The organism is Flammeovirga yaeyamensis (assembly GCF_018736045.1).
Taxonomy (GTDB): Bacteria; Bacteroidota; Bacteroidia; order Cytophagales; family Flammeovirgaceae; genus Flammeovirga; species Flammeovirga yaeyamensis.
In genome coordinates this window covers 1,332,374-1,352,821 of sequence record NZ_CP076133.1, presented here as the reverse complement: position 1 = coordinate 1,352,821, position 20,448 = coordinate 1,332,374, and the positions used below count along the sequence as shown (strand labels likewise).

General features: G+C 35.7%; 14 protein-coding genes. 2 read left to right on the top strand and 12 right to left on the bottom strand.

What is annotated here, in order from left to right; translation table 11 throughout:
- Positions 1-38: 38 nt before the first annotated feature.
- The 5 genes from KMW28_RS25255 to KMW28_RS25235 form a co-directional block, all read right to left on the bottom strand.
- On the bottom strand, positions 39-1,436 hold the full coding sequence (locus KMW28_RS25255) for a TolC family protein (RefSeq protein WP_169663691.1): 1,398 nt from the start codon (positions 1,434-1,436) through the stop codon (positions 39-41).
- A complete protein-coding gene (locus KMW28_RS25250) occupies positions 1,429-4,578 on the bottom strand; it encodes an efflux RND transporter permease subunit (RefSeq protein ID WP_169663690.1) in 3,150 nt (1,049 codons plus the stop codon). Before KMW28_RS25250 ends, KMW28_RS25255 begins: the two co-directional genes overlap by 8 nt.
- 15 nt (positions 4,579-4,593) lie before the next feature.
- Positions 4,594-5,700: an efflux RND transporter periplasmic adaptor subunit gene (locus tag KMW28_RS25245; protein ID WP_169663689.1), complete on the bottom strand. Its 1,107-nt coding sequence runs from the start codon at positions 5,698-5,700 to the stop codon at positions 4,594-4,596.
- A 204-nt stretch (positions 5,701-5,904) separates the two neighbouring features.
- Positions 5,905-6,549: a response regulator gene (locus KMW28_RS25240; RefSeq protein WP_169663688.1), complete on the bottom strand. Its 645-nt coding sequence runs from the start codon at positions 6,547-6,549 to the stop codon at positions 5,905-5,907.
- Between the two features lie 4 nt (positions 6,550-6,553).
- Positions 6,554-8,683, bottom strand: a complete 2,130-nt coding sequence (locus KMW28_RS25235) for an ATP-binding protein (RefSeq protein ID WP_169663687.1) — start codon at positions 8,681-8,683, stop codon at positions 6,554-6,556.
- A gap of 136 nt (positions 8,684-8,819) precedes the next feature.
- Between KMW28_RS25235 and KMW28_RS25230 the strand changes: the two genes are divergently transcribed.
- Positions 8,820-10,844, top strand: a complete 2,025-nt coding sequence (locus KMW28_RS25230) for a PKD domain-containing protein (RefSeq protein WP_169663686.1) — start codon at positions 8,820-8,822, stop codon at positions 10,842-10,844.
- A gap of 97 nt (positions 10,845-10,941) precedes the next feature.
- On the opposite strand, the gene KMW28_RS25225 is transcribed toward KMW28_RS25230, so the two are convergent.
- From KMW28_RS25225 to KMW28_RS25195, 7 genes are all read right to left on the bottom strand, one after another.
- The gene (locus tag KMW28_RS25225) at positions 10,942-12,390 is read right to left on the bottom strand and encodes a tagaturonate reductase (protein WP_169663685.1); all 1,449 of its coding nucleotides are present in this window, start codon (positions 12,388-12,390) and stop codon (positions 10,942-10,944) included.
- A gap of 184 nt (positions 12,391-12,574) precedes the next feature.
- A complete protein-coding gene (locus KMW28_RS25220; protein WP_169663684.1) occupies positions 12,575-14,224 on the bottom strand; it encodes a UxaA family hydrolase in 1,650 nt (549 codons plus the stop codon).
- A 30-nt stretch (positions 14,225-14,254) separates the two neighbouring features.
- A complete protein-coding gene (locus KMW28_RS25215) occupies positions 14,255-14,668 on the bottom strand; it encodes an L-rhamnose mutarotase (RefSeq protein WP_169663683.1) in 414 nt (137 codons plus the stop codon).
- A gap of 3 nt (positions 14,669-14,671) precedes the next feature.
- Positions 14,672-16,018, bottom strand: coding sequence for an L-fucose:H+ symporter permease (gene fucP, locus KMW28_RS25210; protein ID WP_169663682.1), 1,347 nt, complete (start codon positions 16,016-16,018; stop codon positions 14,672-14,674).
- 122 nt (positions 16,019-16,140) lie between these two features.
- Complete coding sequence (locus KMW28_RS25205; protein WP_169663681.1) at positions 16,141-17,169, bottom strand: zinc-binding alcohol dehydrogenase family protein; 1,029 nt, start codon at positions 17,167-17,169, stop codon at positions 16,141-16,143.
- A 9-nt stretch (positions 17,170-17,178) separates the two neighbouring features.
- Positions 17,179-18,129 carry an aldo/keto reductase gene (locus KMW28_RS25200; protein WP_169663680.1) on the bottom strand — a complete coding sequence of 317 codons (951 nt, stop codon included), beginning with the start codon at positions 18,127-18,129 and terminating at the stop codon, positions 17,179-17,181.
- 150 nt (positions 18,130-18,279) lie between these two features.
- Complete coding sequence (locus KMW28_RS25195) at positions 18,280-19,131, bottom strand: amidohydrolase family protein (RefSeq protein WP_169663679.1); 852 nt, start codon at positions 19,129-19,131, stop codon at positions 18,280-18,282.
- Between the two features lie 202 nt (positions 19,132-19,333).
- Here KMW28_RS25195 and KMW28_RS25190 point away from each other — a divergent pair, with 202 nt between their 5' ends.
- Positions 19,334-20,341, top strand: a complete 1,008-nt coding sequence (locus tag KMW28_RS25190; protein WP_169663678.1) for a LacI family DNA-binding transcriptional regulator — start codon at positions 19,334-19,336, stop codon at positions 20,339-20,341.
- Positions 20,342-20,448 lie beyond the last annotated feature (107 nt).

Below are 20,448 nucleotides of genomic sequence, written 5' to 3'. Positions count from 1 at the left end.
ACTACGTTTTTCATTTTTAACTTTTCATTTTTAATTTATCAACTCCATCCCCCACCTAAAGCTCTATACAACCTAATCAACTCCGTAATCTTATCCAGCTTGTTATTTACTAGGATAAGTTCGGAAGCCAAAAGGTTTTGGCGAGCGGTGACTACTTCTAAGTAGTTGGCAGAACCAGAGACCAAGAGATCCTGAGAATATTGTACTGCAAGGCGGTAGGCTTCACATTCTGCTTCTTGGTTGATGATTTTTTGCTCTTGTTTATCGATGATTAAAACGGAGTTGGATACTTCTTGACCGGCAAGAAGGATTTGTTTTTCGAAATTGTGGAGTGCTATTTTTTCTTGACTCTGTGTGATTTCGTAATTTGTTTTAATCTGACGTTGATTCCAGATCGGTTGTGTGACTTGTCCTAATACATTGAAAAGGAAAGATTGAGGATTGAACCAATCTTGGACTTGAATACTTTGGAGACCACCTGATGCCGTAATTCTAAATGATGGATAGAAATTGGCTTTGGCGATATTTACATTTTCGAAAGCGGTGATAAGGTTGTACTCCGCTGCTTTTACGTCTGGGCGATTTTCTAAAAGTTGAATAGGTAAACCTACGTCTAATTGAAAATCAAATTGATCGTTGAAAATGGAATCTCTTTCTATGGATTGACCTGCTTCTCCCATTAAAAATGAGATGGCGTTTTCAGAGATTTCGATGTTCTTTTCTGCTTCAACTAAAAGTACTTTAGAATTATAAAGTAGTGCTTCTGTTTGTTTTACAGCGACTAAAGTCAATTCACCTGATTCGTATAGGGCTTGTGTTACCTCTAAACTTTCTTCTCTCGATTTGATCGTTTTTAATAAGATTTCTTTTTGCTTATCATACCCTATCAATCGGTAATAGTTATAAGCCACCTGACTTACCAAATCAGATACTATGGCTTTTTTAACTTCCTCTTGGGTGAGTAAATTCATTCTTGAGGCTTCGGTAGTGGCTTTTAGTTTACCCCAAATATCAGCTTCCCAAGAAACATCAACACCTACATTGTATTGTTGCTGATTTCCAAAAACACTACCTACAGGTGTGTTGGCTGAGTTTTGTGTATAACCTGCTCCTACATTTCCATTGATTGAAGGAAGGTTGACACTCTTACCTTGCAAAAACAACGACTTGGCAATCTCTACATTTTCGAGAGCTATACGTACGTCGTAATTATTTGATATTGATTTCTGGATATAGTTATTCAGCAGGCTGTCTTTAAAGAAGTCTGACCACTGTATTTGTCCGAAGTTTTCAGATTTATCTACATTCTCATTACTAATTCTGTAGAGATGATCGTTGTCGACTTCAACTGTTCGATTATATTCTTTACGAATTAAACAAGAAGAGAAGAGTGTGCTGATCAACACACCCATCCATATATATTTAATTTTATGCATGTTCTAATTTCTCTTTTTTACGTTTTTGATGAGATCTTTTCGGTACAATCTTCTCATGAAGACCTTGGAATACCACAAACAATACTGGGATAAAAATTAAACCTAGTAAGGTCCCCACCAACATACCTGCCATTGCACCTGTACCAATTGATTTGTTACCTGCTGCACCAACTCCTTCGGCCATTACTAATGGGGTTAAACCTAAAATGAAGGCAAAAGAGGTCATTAAGATTGGACGAATACGTTCTTTTGCTCCTTCGATGGCGGCATCGTATAAGGAGTAGCCTTCGTTCCTTCGCTGGAGGGCGAACTCAATAATCAGAATGGCATTCTTCGCAAGTAGACCTACCAACATAATCATGGCAATTTGGAAATAAATGTTGTTTTCCAAACCTCTCCAATACGTAAAACTATAAGCACCTAATACCCCAAAAGGTAAGGAGAACAATACAGCAAACGGCAATACATAACTTTCATATTGTGCCGCCAAGAACAGATAAGTAAACAAGATACTTAACATGAAAATATAAACTGATTGTCCTGATGAACTGATCTCTTCTCTCGTTAAACCAGAGTAAGCAATTTCATAATTCATCGGTAAGGTTTCGGCTGCAATTCTATCAATCTCTTTGATGGCCTCACCAGAACTGTGTCCTGGCATCACACCACCGTTCACTGATACTGCATTGTATAAGTTGAAACGTTTGATCGATTGAGGACCATAAGAACGTTTCAATTTCACAAATTCCGAAATCTGCACCATGGTACCTTCACTGTTTCTCACAAACATATTGTCCAAGCTTCCTGCATTCTTACGATCTTCAGGTTTTACTTGCATATTCACTCTCAGCTGTTTACCAAACCTTGTGAAGTCGGCGACATAATAACCACCAATAAACCCTTGCATTGACTTAAAAATATCTCCAATAAGTACTTTGGATTCTTTGGCTTTTGCTACATCAATTTCCATCTCCAACTGAGGGAAGTTCACGTTAAATGAATTAGAGGCAAAGGCAATCACATCAGATTTCATGATCTCATTTGTGAATTTTGTCGCCACTTCATCCAACCCAGATAACTGACCTGATGCTTTGTCTAGAATCTGTAATTCGAAACCATCCGAACTACCGAAACCTGGAATACTAGGAGGAACAAAGAAGATGGTTTTGGCTGTTTTAATATGTGCCGTTCTCTTCTTTAATTCTGCCAAAATTCCTTCAATACTTGTTTCTGGAGTCGTTCTTTCGTCGTATCCCTTAAGAAGTACGAAACCTAAGGCATACGAACTACCTGCACCCGAGAAGAAGTTCGATCCCGATCTCATAGATGCCGAGTGAATACCCGGAATATCTTTTATTGCCGCTAACATTTCTTCCGTCATGGAAAATGTACGGTCCAATGATGAACCAATTGGAAGTTCCATATTGATAAACACCACTCCTCTATCTTCTGAAGGCACAAAACCTGATGGTGTTTTTTCATTGAAATATAAAATCCCTGCGAACGATAAAATGATGGCTACCAATGTCAGCCATTTTACTTTTAAGAATAGCTCCAAAGTACGAGCATATTTCTTGACAGCTACATCAAAAGCTATGTTGAATACTTCGTAAAATCTATCGAAGAAAGATTTCTTTTCATGTCCATCGTGTTTTCTTAAGAACATCACACAAAGTGCAGGACTCAACGTCAAGGCATTTACTGCGGATATCAAAATCGATATAATCAGTGTTACCCCAAATTGCTCATAGAATACACCTGATGGCCCTTTAATGAAGGTAATTGGTACGAAAACGGCAGCCATTACTAATGTTACTGAGATAATCGCACCTGAGATTTCGCTCATTGCTGTACTTGTGGCTCTATGAGAATCCTCTTCTCCATTGTCCATTTTGGCATGGACGGCTTCGACGACTACAATGGCGTCATCTACCACAATACCAATGGCGAGGACTAAAGCAAATAAGGTTAATAAATTGACGGAATAGCCTAATACTCCTAAGAAAAAGAATGTACCAATAATGGCTACTGGAACTGCAATTGCAGGAATTAATGTCGATTTAAAATCTTGTAAGAAGATCCACACTACAAGGAATACAAGAATGAAAGCTTCAATTAAAGTCACTTGTACTTTTTTCATTGATGCCGTTAAGAATCTGTTTGTATCGTAGTTGATCACATATTTTACGCCATCAGGAAACGTTTTTTCCAAGCGTTTCAACTCTAAGTGAAGGTTTTCAATTACTTCCTGAGCATTTGATCCAGGCGTTTGGAACACACCAAAACTCACACTTGGGTGACCCAAAGTAATTGATTTTGTATCGTAAGAAAAGGCATCCAATTCTACTTCCGCCACATCTTTTAGACGAAGAAAACGACCATTTCCTTCAGAGCGAATAATAATGTCTTTGTATTCTTGTGGTGTCTTATAACGACCTTTATACTTGATCACAAATTCGAAAGGCGAACCAGAGTTCTGACCTAATGCTCCAGCAGCTGCTTCCAAACTTTGCTCATTAATAGCATTCTGAATATCTGCAGTTGTTAAAGAGTACGTCGACATTTTTGCTGGGTCCAACCATATTCTCATGGAGTAATCTCTTGAACCAAAAACGTTTACGGCTGCCACCCCTTTTACCCTTTGCAATTCAGGCTTCAATTGGATGTTTAAATAGTTGGTCACGAATGTTTCTCCGTAATCCTTATTTTCTGAATAAATCGCTGCGTATAATAAGGCAGAGTTTTCTTTCTTTTCTGTAATTACACCACCACGAATCACCTCTGATGGTAATTTAGAATTGGCTCTTGCTACCCTGTTTTGTACGTTTACCGCCGCCACATCGGGATCAATACCTTGTTCGAAGAAAACTGTAATCGATGCAGCTCCATCGTTTGAAGCACTAGAAGTCATGTAAGTCATGCCTTCTACACCATTAATTTGTTCCTCAATAGGTACAATCACACTTTCAAGAATAGTTTGTGCACTCGCTCCAGGGTAACTTGCTGTTACTGCAACAGTTGGAGGGGCAATATTTGGATACTGTGATACAGGTAGATCCATATAACCTAGTATACCCAGCAAAGTAATTACAATAGAAATTACAGTGGATAGTACCGGTCTATCTATAAATTTTTGTAACATGAAGTTGATTTTTTCTTATTTGAATGCCGTTTGATAAGTATCTAAAACTTCATCCACAGTGGTTAGTTTTGATTTAATTTTTTGTCCTGATCGAACAACGTTTACACCTTCAGCAAGAATTTTATCTCCCTTCTCAATACCGTGGTCGATCACTAACAAACGATCTGTTTTGATAGAAGTCGTAATTTTTTTAGTATACAAAGAATCAGTTTCTGAAACTTTATAAACGATCGTCTGACCTTGTTGCTCAAAAGTAGATTGATAAGGAATGACCAAAGCATCTTTCACTTCGTTCTTCACAATAACTCTTGCACTACTACCGTCTCTCAGAATACCTTCTTGGTTAGGGAATTTTGCTCTAAATGATACTGATCCCGTTTCCTGATTGATACTACCAGAAATCGTTACAATATTTCCTTCGTTAGCATACAAAGATCCATCGGCCAATAGCAATTGTACACTTGGCAAGTTTTTGATTTTTTCTTCCATATCTTTACCTTTTACATCTTTCGTAAAAGAAAGGAAGTCTTTCTCGTTCATCGAGAAGTAAGCATAGACATTTTGAATATCTGACACCTCTGTTAAAGAAGCAGTATTCGGTCCCACCAAAGTACCTTGTCTAAAGTTAATTGAACCTACTACACCATTCACCGGACTAGTAATTGTGGCGTAACTAATATTCGCATAGATGGTATTTAGATTACTCTTCATCTCTGCCAATTTCGCCTCTGCCGTCTTCAATTGGATTTCTGATATTACTTTCTTTTCTACCAAAGGACGAAGACGAGCCACTTCAACTTCGGCTACTTCTACTTGTGCCTTCGCAGTTTGTACTTGCTCGCTTAAAGAAGCTGTTTCTATATGAAAAAGTTTCTGTCCTTTTCGAACTTTCTGACCTTCATCTACATATACGGCATCGATATAGCCACTAATTTTTGCACGTACTTCACTACTCACCTCACCCTTTACACTTGCGGGGTAAGCCTTTTCGTAAGATACATCTCTAATTTCAGCTTGAACAACTTTATATGGATAAATAGGTTTGTTATTAGCTACTTTCTTTTCCTTAGCACACGAAAGTATAAGAAGTGAAAATAGGAGAATTAATAAATTCCTGAACATGTTAATGCTTAGTCAAAAGGGTTGTTGATAATTTAGCATTGGCAAGTTCTTATTTTATTATTAATTGTTTAAACAAATTTACAAACATTACCTATTTTTAAATTCGTTTAAATTTAAACTGTAAAGATCTAGAGACTTATATTATCAATAAAAATTAAAGATAAGCTATAATCCCATAAAAAATATTAGTTTTAGTTACATAATTTACATTTCTATTAATCTATTCTTCAATGCATATTTCACTAAATCAGCAGTAGTATATAACTCTAGTTTCCTCTGTAAATTAGACTTATGAGTTTCTACAGTTTTAACACTCACACACATAACATCAGCAATTTCTTTATGTTTTAAACCTTCTGCAATATGGGTTAATACTTCACACTCACGCTCACTTAATGGAATTTCATTTTTAGATTTCACATTTTGTATAAAACCATCAAAAACTAATTTGGATACTTTCTTACCAAAATATTTCCTACCATTAAAAACTTCATGAATTGACAAAACCAATTCATCTTTTTCGGCATCTTTAGTTATATAGGCATCAACACCTACAAGAATTGCATCTTCAACATTTGTATCATCATCAAAAGCAGTGAGCATAATGATTTTCAAATCGTTAAATTTTTTTTTAAGCTTTTTAGCAAACAAGATTCCTGATTCATTACCTAGGTTGATATCAAGCAATAAAATATCAATCTGTTGTATGGTTTCTGAAATTAAAAAATCCTTTGTTGTTTGATATAAACCTAAAATCTTAATAGCATCTTCTGCAATCATCATTGACTTTAAACCTTGAAGAATAATTTTATGATCATCAATGATAGCTATATTTATTTTCTTTTCCATAACATTAGTATTTAGGTAAGTATATATCAATTGTAGTTCCTTTAGAAAGTTGACTATGAACTTCTATTCTACCATTATTTCTACTAACAAATTCTTTAACTAATAGTAAACCTAATCCACTTCCTTTATTTGGAGAATTTCCAATCGTATTCATATTGTAATTCAATTGAAAAAGTTTTTCAACATCATTTTCTGACATTCCAATTCCATGATCTTTTATACTCACTTTTAAAAAATCAGTATGCTCATTTGTTTCAATGATTACTTCGCTATCTGATGGTGAAAATTTAATGGAATTGATAATAAGGTTTCTAAAAACAAACTCCATAGTTTGAATATCCATTTTGATCATACTATTGTTTACTTTCTCATTATTTATTTTGATTCCTCTTTGTTGAGCAAAACTATTTGAGTGTTGAATCACATTATCTAAAACTACTTTCACATCTGAATCTATTGGCTGAATTATCATTCTATCTGTTTGAGATAAAGACCATTGTAATAAGTTTTGTAATAATTCACTTAAACTATTTGCTGACAACCTAAGTTCATTCAGCTGATCTTCAATCTCTTCTTTAGAGTAATAGTTTAAGTTCGATTTCAATCCATTTGTTAACATCTTAAATGCAGACAAAGGATTTCTTAATTCATGAGCAATGATAGAAAAGAATTGATCTTTTACATGGTTAGCCTCGTCTAATGCTTGATTTTTTAAAGATAAAATACGTTCCGTTTTTCGTTTTGCATTGTATTTACTGAACAGTACAAATGCTACAATGAACGTCATAAAAATCAATAGGATCAATCCTTTTCTAACAAGATTTTGTTGTGTAATTTTTAACTCTGCAAGTTCATTTTCCTTATCCAACAAAGCTATTTTATTGTCTCTATCTTTTATTTCATAGTCTTTTTCGAGACTTGCAATTTTTTCAAGTTGACTTTCATTCAGAACGCTATCAGCATATTGTTTGTAGAGTTCACTATGTTTAAGTGCTTCTTTATAATTACCTTGATCCTTGTATATGTAATAATAATTCTGATGAATATTTTCTTTTAGACTAAATGAGTTTAGATCTTTAGAAAGCACCTCTGCCTTGATTAAATAATACTCAGCTTTTTTTAAATTTCCTGCACTCCTATAAGATGCTGATAAACTATTTAATGTAGATGCTGCATATGATTTCATATTACCTTTCTCATAAATGGGATAGGCCTTTTTATAGTATTTGATGGCTTCATGAAAATCTTTTTTTGAAAAATTGGATGACCCTAAATTATAAAAAGCGAATGCAAACCCTATTGTGTCATTAATTGACTCACTTAAACGGAGCGCTTCTTTATTATAATATATTGAACTATCATACTGCCCCATATGTCTATAGGTGTTCCCCAAGTTTAAATAACTTATACTTTGTCCGAAAACATTTTTTTGAGCCACCTGAACCTGTATTGCTTTTTGATTATAAAGAATTGATTTTTCATAATCTCCAATTCTTTTATAAATCTGAGAAATGTTATTGTACGTTCGATTTAGATTCTTAAGATCTCCTTTTTCCCTCAAGGTCAAGCTTTGGAGATAGTATTTTATCGCTTCTTCATTCCTACTCGTCTTATTCGCTATATTTCCTAGATTGTTGTATATCACACCTTGCCTGCTTGTGTCTTTTAGAGTAATTGCATAATCCAAAGCAGCCAAGTAAGTCTTCTTTGCATCGCTCATTAAGTCCATTTGTTCAAGCTCATTTCCTTTAATGACCAAGGCCCTCTGAATTAAAGCAAGATTATTATAGTCTTTCAATTCCGAAATCATATCATCCATTTCTAAAATTTTCGTACTATCATTCTCGAGAATGGATTGAGCTCCTAATTTTTCAATTCTAAATCGATAATAAGAGTCTTTATCATTCATTTTTTCTGATAGCTCAATGGCTTCATCAAGAAAAAACAAGGCATTTTTAGCTTTCTGTGGAGAAGCTGAATAGTCTGTACAATGTTCATAATAAAAAGATATTTTCTCTTTATCAGACATTTTTAGGACTTCAATTTTTAAGCTATCAAGTGGTTCTTTATTCGTAGCATTTAGAGAAAAAGAAATTGATAGAGCAGTGAGTAATAGTAATTTGTTGTATAACATTTTAGTTTGAGTCAAGTTAGTTGTAGGGGTTTTTCCTGACGCAATTTCAGTAATTTCCCCAATTGATGCAAGGAATAATCAGTGGTAATTTTGTCAAAACATAATTTCTAAATTTTTTACCATTAATTATTCTCTTATGAAATTTTTAAAACTAAATCTCTTTGCTGCTTTCAATCTATTGGCTTTTCTTTTTTTACAAAGTTGTAGCAATGAAAAAGCAATTGAAGAGCTAATCGGTGTGGTGACTGTAGATGCTGGTGAAGATCAAACGGTATTTTTAGGTGATAAAGTTACATTAAACGGATCAGCTACTGATAGTCAAAATGAAAGTATAAACTATTTATGGGAATTCACTCAAATTCCCTCAGGTGTTAGTTCAATTGAAGTAGAAAATCCAACTTCATCAACGACTTCATTTATCCCAACAGCAACTGGCACATACATTTTAAGATTAAATGCCATAAACTCAAGTGGAGCAAATGATTCTGATGAAATATCTATAGTCGTTGAAAGTGGGACGAACTCACCCGAAGAAATTGGAGGTGTTTTAAATTCGGACCGAACTTTAACTAATCGAATTGAAGACCCAACTTTACCTGATTATATAGCTTCATCTGATGTCATACTTCAAGCGAATCTTACCATAGAAGCTGGAGTAAAGATTGTCTTTGTCAGTGAATCAGGAATTGATGTAACATCATCTGCGTATCTAAAAGCAATAGGTACTGCACAAGAACCAATTATTTTAACTGGTGTAAATCAATTAGTAGGTGCATGGAAAGGGCTTAATATTCAATCAAATAACAGCAATAATATCTTAGATTATGTCGAAATAGATTATGCAGGTCAAAAAGGATTTGATGGAGCAAATCATAAAACTAATATTATGATAAACGATCAATCAAGTATCAGTATTAGTAACTCTAAACTAACTAACGGAGGTGGATATGGTCTATATTTAAGAGAAAAAACATCAAACCTTACAATATTTAGTAATAACATCATCACTTTAAATGCAACTGCTGTATCCGCTCAATTTCATCACTTTCATTTCTTTGATGAAACATCTGATTATACAGGAAATACAAATGATTATATCGAAGGTATGTGGAGTGCAACTCATAGTGATGAGGATATGACTTGGAATGCAATCAATGTTCCTTACAAGCTGGCAGAGAATATTGAAGTGATAGAATCTGATATTATAATTGCAGCAGGTACAACAATAATTGGTAGTAATGAAAGTGGTCTACAAATCTTAGCTGGAGGGTCGTTGAATGCCGTAGGAACAGCCTCTGACATAATTATTTTTAGAGGGGAGGAAAGTCTATCCGGTAAATGGAGAGGATTATCATTCCATTCAAATAGTACAAATAACGAACTCACTTATGTTGAAATATCTGATGCAGGTCAGAAAGGTTTTGATGGAGGAAATGAAAAAGCCAATATTATGGTGGATGGAGATGGTCGATTAAAAATGACACATACAAAATCATATAATAGTGCAGGATATGGCCTTTTTACAAGAACACTTACTTCTGTATTAGTTGACTTTGCTGATAATACTCTTACAGAAAATTTTGCTCCCGTTATGACACAAGTAAATCATTACCATTATTTTGATAATGGCAGTGATTACACTGGTAATACTAAAGACTATATCGATTCGTATTGGAGTGGGGATGAAACCACTATAAATGCTACTTGGCAAGCACTTAATGTTCCTTATTTATTATGTGATAATATCGAATACCTAGCTTCCGATATTAATGTAGATGCAGGAGCTGTATTCCATGGCCGTCAAGAAAGTGGAATCCAAGTACAAGAAGATGGATCTTTGAAAACAAACGGAACTTCTACAGATGAAATCATTTTTCAAGGAGATCAGGATGTAAATGGTTATTGGAGGGGACTTCGTTATTTATCCAATTCATCAAATAATGTAATTATGCATACCATTATTAAAAATGGCGGACAAAAAGGATTTGATGGAGGAAACCGAAAAGCAAATATAGAAGTAGGAACATCTGCTTCATTAACTATAGAAAACAGTTCAATTTCCAAAAGTGGAGATGCTGGAATACGTGTGCAAAACGGTGGTCAGCTTAGCTCTACTAGGAATAGTTTTAGCGGAAATACGGGCGTAGATATCGACCAGTAAATATATCCATTAATTAAGTTAAAAGGCTATCCTCAAATTGAAGATAGCCTTTTTGCTATATGGAATTTATCAAAATTATTCTATTTATTCAGGATGATTAGCTATTGATAACGTTTTCTGAAAAATAGGAATGTACTCCACCATCGGCATCAATTACCCTTAGGTAAACCGATAATTCTTCTTTTAAAAGTGGTAGTTGATTTAAATCTTGCCCCCAGACATTTTTGTAGGCGAGCACTTTTTCAACTAATTGATCAATACTGAAATATTCGGATCTGTATTCTTCCCAAACAGTACTCAGTAATTCAACCACATCTTGATTATCCTGAGGTTTAAAACCAACAGGGTTCTTAGGATCATACAATTTGATTAATGCCGCAAATGACATTAATAAATGAGATGGGACTTTACCTTCTTTCTCAATAAATGAAGTAATTGATGGTAAAACCCTTGTGTTGAACTTTGGAAAAGAGTTTAGTGCTATACTTTTTAAGTAATGCTGAATAAATGGATTTCTAAAACGATCCATTACATCTTCTTTAAACTCAACCAAACCCTCTGCTGAAGGCAATGATGGTATAACTTCAAGGGTTACAGCATCATCTACAAATTTACCTACTTGCTCATTTTCTACATTCTCTCTTACTGTTTCAATCCCAGCCAATAAACCTACCGGTACCATCAAAGTATGTGCTCCGTTTAGGATTCTCACTTTTCTAGTTCTGTAAGGTGCTTGATTATCCGTTACGATAATATTCAAACCAGCTTTTTCAAAAGGTAATACTTCCTTAATGGATTGATCACCTTCCATGACCATCAAATGGAATTGCTCTCCTTCTACTACCAACTGATCTTCAAATCCTAACTCTTCGTGAATCTCTTTGATTCGGTCTTTAGGATAACCTGGAACGATTCTATCCACTAATGTATTATAGAATGTACAAGCCGAATCTAACCAAGTTTTAAAATCATCTGATAAGCCCCAATCAGCAGCATATTTTAGAATGATTTCTTTTAGTTTGACACCGTTTTTATCAATTAATTCGCATGGAAGAATAATTAAACCTTTTGATGCATCTCCTTTGAAATGTTCAAAACGGTGGTTCAAGAAAGCTGTCAATTTTGCTGGGAAACTATCTTGAACTTTATCTTTTGCATCACCTGCTTTATAAGTGATACCTGCTTCTGTTGTATTAGAGAAAACGAATTTTAGTTCTTCCTCTTCTGCTAATTGCAAGTAAGCGTTATAATCTTCGTAAGGATTGACCACCGATTGGATACAATCCACTAACATTTTCTTATTGATTAGCTGACCTTTTTCAATACCATTTAAATACAAATGATATAAACCGTCTTGTGAAGAAAGTAGCTCGCCTAAACCTTGTGGAATAGGTTGTACTACGGCTACACCTGCGTTAAAGTCTGCTTTTACGTTCATTTCGTGGATCATCCAGTCGATGAATGCTCTCAAGAAATTACCTTCACCAAATTGAAGGACTTTTATAGGACGCTTTTCTACGTTTGCTGTTGTTCTATTTAATTGCATAGTTCTAATTGTTTTTGATGTTGATTTAGCAGTTATACAATCAAAATCGGAAGTTTTAGATCTTCTTTTTTGACTACTCTACGTTAGAATTTCATCACGTAGCTAAGGCTATGCTCTTCAATTCTGCCTTGATTAGTCAAAAAAATAATAATCCAACTTTTCCCAATTTTAAATGTTTAACTGCTTAAAGTGAAATTCCTCTTTTCCATGGAATGAAGTCGTCCTGACGCATACGCATGGCGTTTGTTTCAGCTTCACCACTTGCTACTTCTAATAAGTAGTCTAACATCTTTGCTGCCCTAGTTGGAATGCTATCTTCTCCAGTGATTACTGTACCTGTATTGAAATCGATAATGTCTTTCATTCTCTCTGCAAGTACTGTATTTGATGACACTTTAATTACTGGTGTAATTGGGTTACCTGTTGGTGTTCCCAAACCTGTACTAAATGTAATTAAAGTAGCACCTGATCCTGCCAAAGCGGTGGTTGATTCTACATCGTTACCCGGTGTACAAAGAAGGTTCAAACCTGGTTTTGTTACCTGCTCTGTATAATCCAATACTTCTACAATTGGTGATGAACCGCCTTTTTTGGCTGCACCTGCAGATTTCATGGCATCGGTAATTAAACCATCTTTGATGTTACCCGGAGATGGGTTTGCATCAAAACCTGAACCTACTGCTTCGGCTCTATGTTTATAAATCGCCATTAGATCAACAAATCTTTTGGCATCTTTTTCTGTCTGACAACGATCGGTTAAACTTTGCTCTACACCGTTTAACTCAGGGAATTCCGCTAAAATTGGTATGGCACCTAAAGCAACTAGCATATCAGAAACATAACCGATTACTGGGTTGGCTGAGATACCAGAAAATCCATCAGATCCACCACATTCTAAACCTAATCTTAATGCAGAAATTGGTGCCTCCTTACGTTCTACCTTGTTGGCTTCGACCAATCCAGCCATGGTGTATTTTACAATATCACCTACAAAAGTTGCCTCTGAAGCACTCTTTTGTTGTTCCACATAATAGACGGGTTTATCAAATTTTGGATTAACGGCTTTGATGGCCTCTTGCATAATTTCTACTTGTGCATTCTGACAACCCAAGCTTAAGAATGTCGCTCCGGCAACGTTTGGATTGTTCAAATATCCAGCTAATAGACCACAAAGTGTTTCTGCATCCTGACGGATACCTCCGCATCCACCATCGTGAAGCAAAAATTTAATACCGTCTACATTTTTGAAAACTCTTTGGTTCTTTTGTTCTTCCAAAGACAACATAAAGTCTTTAGATGAAAGGTCCTCAGCGGTTTTTCCTTCGTTTAACTGACCTAAGAGATCATCTAAATTTAATTCGTAGTCTCTGCCTTTTGCGTATCCTAGTTTTTCTTCTAGAATATCTTTCGCAGCTAAAACGTTTCTATTTTCACAAAATACTAAAGGAACGACCAACCAAACATTTTGGGTACCAATCTGTCCGTCTGTTCTATGATAACCTTTAAATGTTCTACCTTCAAAAGCAGAAACATCTGGCTTGATCCAATCTGTTTTACGATCTCCAACAGCCACATCACTTGCTGCGTGTTTTACATTTTCTGTGGTAATCGCCTCTCCTTTTTTAATGGCCTGAGTAGCTTTACCTACCAATACGCCATACATATATATCTTATCACCTACTGCAAAATCTTCTAAGGCAAACTTATGTTTTCCTTTTACTGCAGTTGATGTTGTGTAATCTTGTCCTTCGTAAGCGACCGTCTCTCCTTCCTGAAGATCTGATAATGCGACCATTACATTATCCGTCGGATGCACCATTAGTACCTTGTTCATTGTTTTTATTATTTGTAAGTCAATTTTTAATTAACTGATCGTCACTTCTAATTTATCGGTCGTTTTTACCTGACCTTCCTCTTTCGCACATTCTACTTGTTGTTCCATTTCGTAGATACGTTCCATCAATACCCACTTGCCATCTGCTGTAGCATTGGCATCTGTTTCCTGGAACTGAGAAACATATGCTTCCCATTCTGATTGTCTTGGTTTTGTTGCTAAAATCGCCATTTGAGTCTCATGGTCGAAGTCAGCTACCGTATCCATAATCATAAACAACTGAGTTCCGGCGATGTAGATTTCCATATCTAGAATCCCTACTTCTTTCATACCGTTGGTAATTTCTGGCCAAGCCTGACCTTTACCATGCACTCTTTTATAGTCTTCAATTAACTGAGGATTATCAGTTAATTGAAGTACTTTACAATATCTCTTGAATTTCATTAATTATATTTTTTGGAATCGTCTAAATCCGAATACACTGATCACTACGAAACATACTAATGGAAGAAGGAATGAGAAGTTCACTGCATTCATACCAAAAACTGTTTCCATGTCAATAATATAACCTTGTAAAGGAGGCATTAAACAGCCACCAACAATGGCCATTACTAAACCTGCAGCTCCAAACTCTCTTTCTTGAGGTACTTCTTCTAAAGTGATACCGTAGATTGTCGGGAACATCATCGACATAAAGATGGATGTGGCTACCAAAGCGTACAGTCCGATATCTCCGCCAACAAAAATTACTATTGATGTTGTGATAATAGCACCAATTGCATAGACTGCCAATAATAACGCTGTATTTACAAATCGCATTAAGTATGTGGCTAAGAATCTATTGCCAAGGAAAAGGAACATGGCAATGATATTTAAATTCTGTCCTTCAGCTTTAGAGTAACCTAGCGATTCTCCATATTTAATGATGAAGGTCCAACACATAATTTGAGCACCCACATAGAATACTTGAGTAATCACACCCTCTCTATACGTTTTGTTACTTAATAACTTGCTGATAGTTCCCCCTAATTGAATCGGAGCTGTTCTGTCCTTTTTCTTTTCTGGAATTTTTGTAATTGCTATTAATACTAGCATACATAATACTACTAAACCTAAGAATACGTAAGGATCACGAATGATCATCAAATCTTGGGTTCTAATCAATAATTGTTGTGCTTCAGGTAATGTGGGAAAGATAAGTTCGCCATCTGCATCTATTGTAGCAGATTCTAATTTTGATAGTACAAATTGAGACGCCACAAACATACCTGTTAAAGATCCGATAGGATTAAACGCTTGTGCCAAGTTTAGTCGTTGAGTTGCCGTTTTCTCTGATCCTAAAGATAAGATTAACGGATTGGCTGTAGTTTCTAAAAATGCTAGACCGAATGTTAGGATATATAGTGATCCTAAAAAGAATCCGAACATTTCGAAATTGGCTGCTGGAATAAATAATAATGCTCCAGTGGCATATAAGCCTAAACCAATTAAAATAACCGATTTATAAGAATATTTTTTGATTAAAATTGCTGCAGGAAGTGCCATGGTGAAATAACCTCCATAAAAGGCAAATTGTACCAATGATGCTTTTGCTGTTTCTAAATTCATTACTGTTTCAAAAGCAGATACCATTGGGTTGGTAATGTCGTTGGCAAACCCCCATAAGGCAAATAAACTTGTGATCAGTATGAATGGAATTAAATACTTTTTCTCAACCACTTTACCCTGCTTTTCTTCTTGTACATCGGCAGGTTGGTTGTCTACAGTAATGTCATTTGTAATAGCGTTATTCATTTCATTATATGTTGATTGTGAGATAATTCGAAGTTTTCATCTTTGAGTAAGGTCATTATTGTGCCTTAGATAGGACGTTGCAATGCAACGTCCCTACAAATGATGTCATCAAATTCGTTAGTCTAAAGTTCTAACATCGCTTTGATCACTCCTGTTTCTGGTTTTAACCAGCTATCAAAATGATCGGCGATATCAGTAAATAATATTTTGTGAGTGATCCATGGATCTGTATCAATCTGACCGTTTTCAATCATTTCAATAATCTGATCGAAATCAGCTGGCAATGAGTTTCTTGAGGCCATGATCGTTAATTCTTTCTTGTGGAAATAAGGATCGTGGAAAGAAAAATCACCAGGGAAAAGACCGACAAATACGATACGTCCTGCTGATGCAGTATACTGTAAAGTGTTGGCCATAGAGAATTTATTACCTGTTGCATCGATTACTACGGTTGGAAGGTTACCATCAAATTGCTCTCTAATACGCTTTTCTGTCACATCTGCTTCTTGGTCCACTTGTACTGTACCATCTACTTTGATGTGCTTCAAACAGAAATCCAAACGACTTTCGTTGATATCCAACATGACTGTTTTCGCGCCTGCTGCCATTGCAAACTGACAAGCACCCATTCCGATAGGACCTGCACCAATCACTAAAACTGTATCTTCAGCACCTACTTTAGCTCTGTTTACCGCATGGCATCCAATACTTAATGTCTCTACCAAAGCCAACTGATCGTAACCCAGTGATTTTGAAGCGTGAAGGTATTGTGCTGGAATCTTAAAGAATTCTCTCATACCACCGTCTTCGTGTACACCGAATACAGAAATATTTTCACCGCAGTTGGTAAAACCTCTTTGCACTGCGTGGTCTTCCGTTTTATTGAAGTAAGGTTCTACAGAACATTTGTCGCCCACTTTTACATTGCTCACGCCCTCAGCCACAGCCAATACTTCTACTCCCAACTCATGACCCAAAATTCTTGGATACGTAAAGAAAGGTTGTTTACCAGTGTAAGCGTGTAAATCGGTACCACAAATACCAATTCTGTGTACTTTTACTAAAGCCTCTCCTGCTTGTAATTCTTCTGTAGGTTGAACAGTTTCTGTTACCTCAAATTCTCCTGGTTTATTTAAAACGATTGTTTTCATTGTTGTTGTTTAGTTATAGATACAGTTGGTGATTTGATTAAATAGATCTTCTGAAAGTGATCCTTTGTTCCAGCAATCGACAGTCGATTCGATTTGAGAAATCTTTCTTGAACCGATAACCACACGAGTTGCTTCTTTCACAGACATCAGATAACGTAAAGAAAGCTCCGCTATATCCATATTGTTCTCGTCTGCAATCTTTTTGATGTTAATCGCTATATCCACATCTTTATTAGAGATCCATTCGTTGTTTGGACGCTCTTCGCATAGTTTGTCAAAACGTGCTCCCAACAAGCCCATATGCAATGCAGATGCAGCATAGTAAGCAATGTTGTTTTCTTGGAAATAAGGAATGTCTCTTTCGAAAGCTGACATGTTACAAGCATCCATTTTCATGAAGCCTGATACAACATCAAAAATTCCTGATTCGAAGAACGGATAGAAATCATCAACCGGGTTACCACCTACACCGATTTTTTTTGCCATACCTTGCGCTTTGATATACGATAATGTTTCAATAATATCATCTTGCTTATCGTAAGGCAACATATGTGGCTCATGTAAGAACAATACGTCTACATAATCTGTATTCAATTTGTTCAAACTGTTTTCCATACTACGAAGCATGGTATCACGAGTGTAATCTAGTTTAAACTCGTCTGCTTTTTCGGCGAATAATCTACCAATTTTTGTACTGATAAATGGACGTTCGCCATTCCATTGTTTTAATGCTTTTCCAACAAATTCTTCCGATCTGTTGTACGATGGTGCAGTATCTAAAGTACTGATACCATTTTCTAGTGCACTTAGTATAACTTTTACAGATTCTTCTTCTTCTACAGCACCCCAAACTCCACCAAGTCCAGAGCAACCTAAGACCAATCTAGATCCGTGAGAAAAACCATAATTATCTTTATTAGCGTCTGCTTGATAAGTAGGTTTTGTTAGTGTATTGATCATCTTATTATTCATTTATTTCATGCTACATTCAAACAGCTACTTGGTATTACCTACAAGTCATTTACTGTTCGATATGTATGCTATTTCCTAATTTTTTTATGGATGATTATCAAAAAAAGGTAGTGAATAAAATTTTCCCCCTAGATTTGACTAAATGTTCACCTCTTGGTTCTTTAAAGTGAGATTATAGAACGACATTGCATTCTCACCCATCACTTTTTTCCTATCATTTGCATCAGTAAAAAAGTCTTCTACCACTTGCATCACTTCAGAATACTCCCCTGCCAATTTGCATACCGGCCAATCCGAACCAATCATCAAACGATCTACTCCGAAAGCGTCGACCACCACTTGAATGTATTGGTGCAACTCTTCCTTTGTCCACTGTTTCCAATCGGCCTCAGTAACCATTCCAGAAAGTTTACACATCACGTTTGGATAGTGTGCAATTTTCTTTAAATCGGATGCCCAAGGTTCGAACTTTCCTTCTTTAATTTCTGGCTTCGCTATATGATCGATAACGAAAGGTTGTTCCGGAAATTTCTCTACCAATTCCTTTGCAAACGGAAGGTGTTTTGGGAAGATCAAAATGTCGTAAGTAAGGTCGAATTCTTTTAAAGCTGCAATGCCTCTTAAGAACTCTTCTCTTAACATAAACTGATCGTCTTCCTCGTCTTGCAATACGTGACGAACTCCTTTAAAATCGGAGAATTTCGAAAAGTATTGTAATCTATCTTTAATGCTGCTGTTCGATAAATTTACCCAACCCACAACACCTAAAATGAACGGATTTACACTCGCTTCTTGTAATAAAAATTGAGTCTCTTGTTCTGTCTGACTTGCCTGTACTGCCACGCACCCTTCGTATCCACTCTTCGACATTTCTTCCCACAATTGCTTTGGAAGATAATCTTGTTTTAGTACCGACATTTCATCGTTTATCCAAGCATGTTCCACTGGAGAATACTTCCATAAATGATGATGTGCATCTATCTTTTTCATTTCATTTATACTTAAAATAAGAGTATATATTTATAAGCTAATTGGATTGTTTTGTGACTTGTTATTGATCACGAAACAAATGTATATAGGGCATCAAAAAGAAGAAAGTTTAACGTTTGCACAATAGTAAAAACAAAGGTTTTAAGATTTTGCTTTTTGATGTTTTTTTTGAGAAATTACCCTCCGAAAACAGAAAGGGAAAATGAAAAAAGATAGAGTCACCATAAAAGACATTGCCAAAGCATTAAATGTATCGGTTACCACCGTATCAAGAGCCTTGAATGGAGGGGAAAGAATCTCTGAATCGACAAGGAAAAAAGTTGAAGAATTGGCGAAGAAATGGAAGTACAGACCGAACCAATTGGCAAAAAACTTACAACAAAACTCAACCAAAACAGTGGGTGTGGTGATTCCAGAATACAACCATAATTTCTTCTCAATGATGTTGCACGGTATAGAAGATCGGGCAAGGGAATTAAACTATCAGTTGATCATCAAAAGTTCTGGACGAAGTTATGAACAGGAAAAAGAAAATTGCTTCAATTTATCCGATCTTAAAGTTGATGGATTACTGATTGCCCTATCACAAGATAGAGAGGATTACTCCTATTTAAATGATATATATGATGAAGGCATTCCCATCATCTTATTGGATAGAATTTGTGAGGACATTGATACTTCTGTAGTGATTACAGACGATTTCGATGGGGCCTTTAAAGCCGTCGATTATCTGATAAAAAATGGACATCAGCATATTGTGCACTTAAAAGGTGAAGAAGGAATTTCGACTACTTTTAATCGATATATGGGGTATGTTGAGGCTCTTAAAGACAGTCAGCTTCCCTTCCATTCGGATATGGTGATTTCTACTGAGGTGCAAAACGATTGGGAAAAAGCATTAAGAAAAATGCTTAATGATGAACACCGACCTACTGCCTTATTTGCGGTGACTGATTACATTGCGTTCCAAGCCATGGAGATTTGTAAACAAGAAGGTTTAGAGATTCCTAAAGATATATCCATTATTGGGTATGCTGATGAACCCGTTTCCATCTATACTTCCCCGAAATTGACGACCGTAAAACAGCCTTCTTACGATATGGGCAAGAAGGCGATTGAGATTTTGTTTAATACTTCAGACGATTTAAAATCGGAACATATTGTATTGGAAACGGAGTTGATGGTGAGGGATAGTACCGCTACCACCTAACCTTATGTTTCTTATTTTTTATAAAATTGATATTAAAGTTTGCTCTTAATGTATAGCTAGAGTAGAACATATTGTTATCAAAAGAATAAATTGAATATCAAGTAAAT

Excerpts from the sequence above, each read along its gene's own strand:
- KMW28_RS25195 (WP_169663679.1), bottom strand. The coding sequence starts at position 19,131 with ATGAAAAAGATAGATGCACATCATCATTTATGGAAGTATTCTCCAGTG.
- KMW28_RS25240 (WP_169663688.1), bottom strand. The coding sequence starts at position 6,549 with ATGGAAAAGAAAATAAATATAGCTATCATTGATGATCATAAAATTATT.
- KMW28_RS25230 (WP_169663686.1), top strand. The coding sequence starts at position 8,820 with ATGAAATTTTTAAAACTAAATCTCTTTGCTGCTTTCAATCTATTGGCT.
- KMW28_RS25245 (WP_169663689.1), bottom strand. The coding sequence starts at position 5,700 with ATGTTCAGGAATTTATTAATTCTCCTATTTTCACTTCTTATACTTTCG.
- fucP (WP_169663682.1), bottom strand. The coding sequence starts at position 16,018 with ATGAATAACGCTATTACAAATGACATTACTGTAGACAACCAACCTGCC.
- KMW28_RS25220 (WP_169663684.1), bottom strand. The coding sequence starts at position 14,224 with ATGAACAAGGTACTAATGGTGCATCCGACGGATAATGTAATGGTCGCA.
- KMW28_RS25225 (WP_169663685.1), bottom strand. The coding sequence starts at position 12,390 with ATGCAATTAAATAGAACAACAGCAAACGTAGAAAAGCGTCCTATAAAA.
- KMW28_RS25255 (WP_169663691.1), bottom strand. The coding sequence starts at position 1,436 with ATGCATAAAATTAAATATATATGGATGGGTGTGTTGATCAGCACACTC.
- KMW28_RS25205 (WP_169663681.1), bottom strand. The coding sequence starts at position 17,169 with ATGAAAACAATCGTTTTAAATAAACCAGGAGAATTTGAGGTAACAGAA.
- KMW28_RS25235 (WP_169663687.1), bottom strand. The coding sequence starts at position 8,683 with ATGTTATACAACAAATTACTATTACTCACTGCTCTATCAATTTCTTTT.
- KMW28_RS25190 (WP_169663678.1), top strand. The coding sequence starts at position 19,334 with ATGAAAAAAGATAGAGTCACCATAAAAGACATTGCCAAAGCATTAAAT.
- KMW28_RS25200 (WP_169663680.1), bottom strand. The coding sequence starts at position 18,129 with ATGATCAATACACTAACAAAACCTACTTATCAAGCAGACGCTAATAAA.
- KMW28_RS25215 (WP_169663683.1), bottom strand. The coding sequence starts at position 14,668 with ATGAAATTCAAGAGATATTGTAAAGTACTTCAATTAACTGATAATCCT.
- KMW28_RS25250 (WP_169663690.1), bottom strand. The coding sequence starts at position 4,578 with ATGTTACAAAAATTTATAGATAGACCGGTACTATCCACTGTAATTTCT.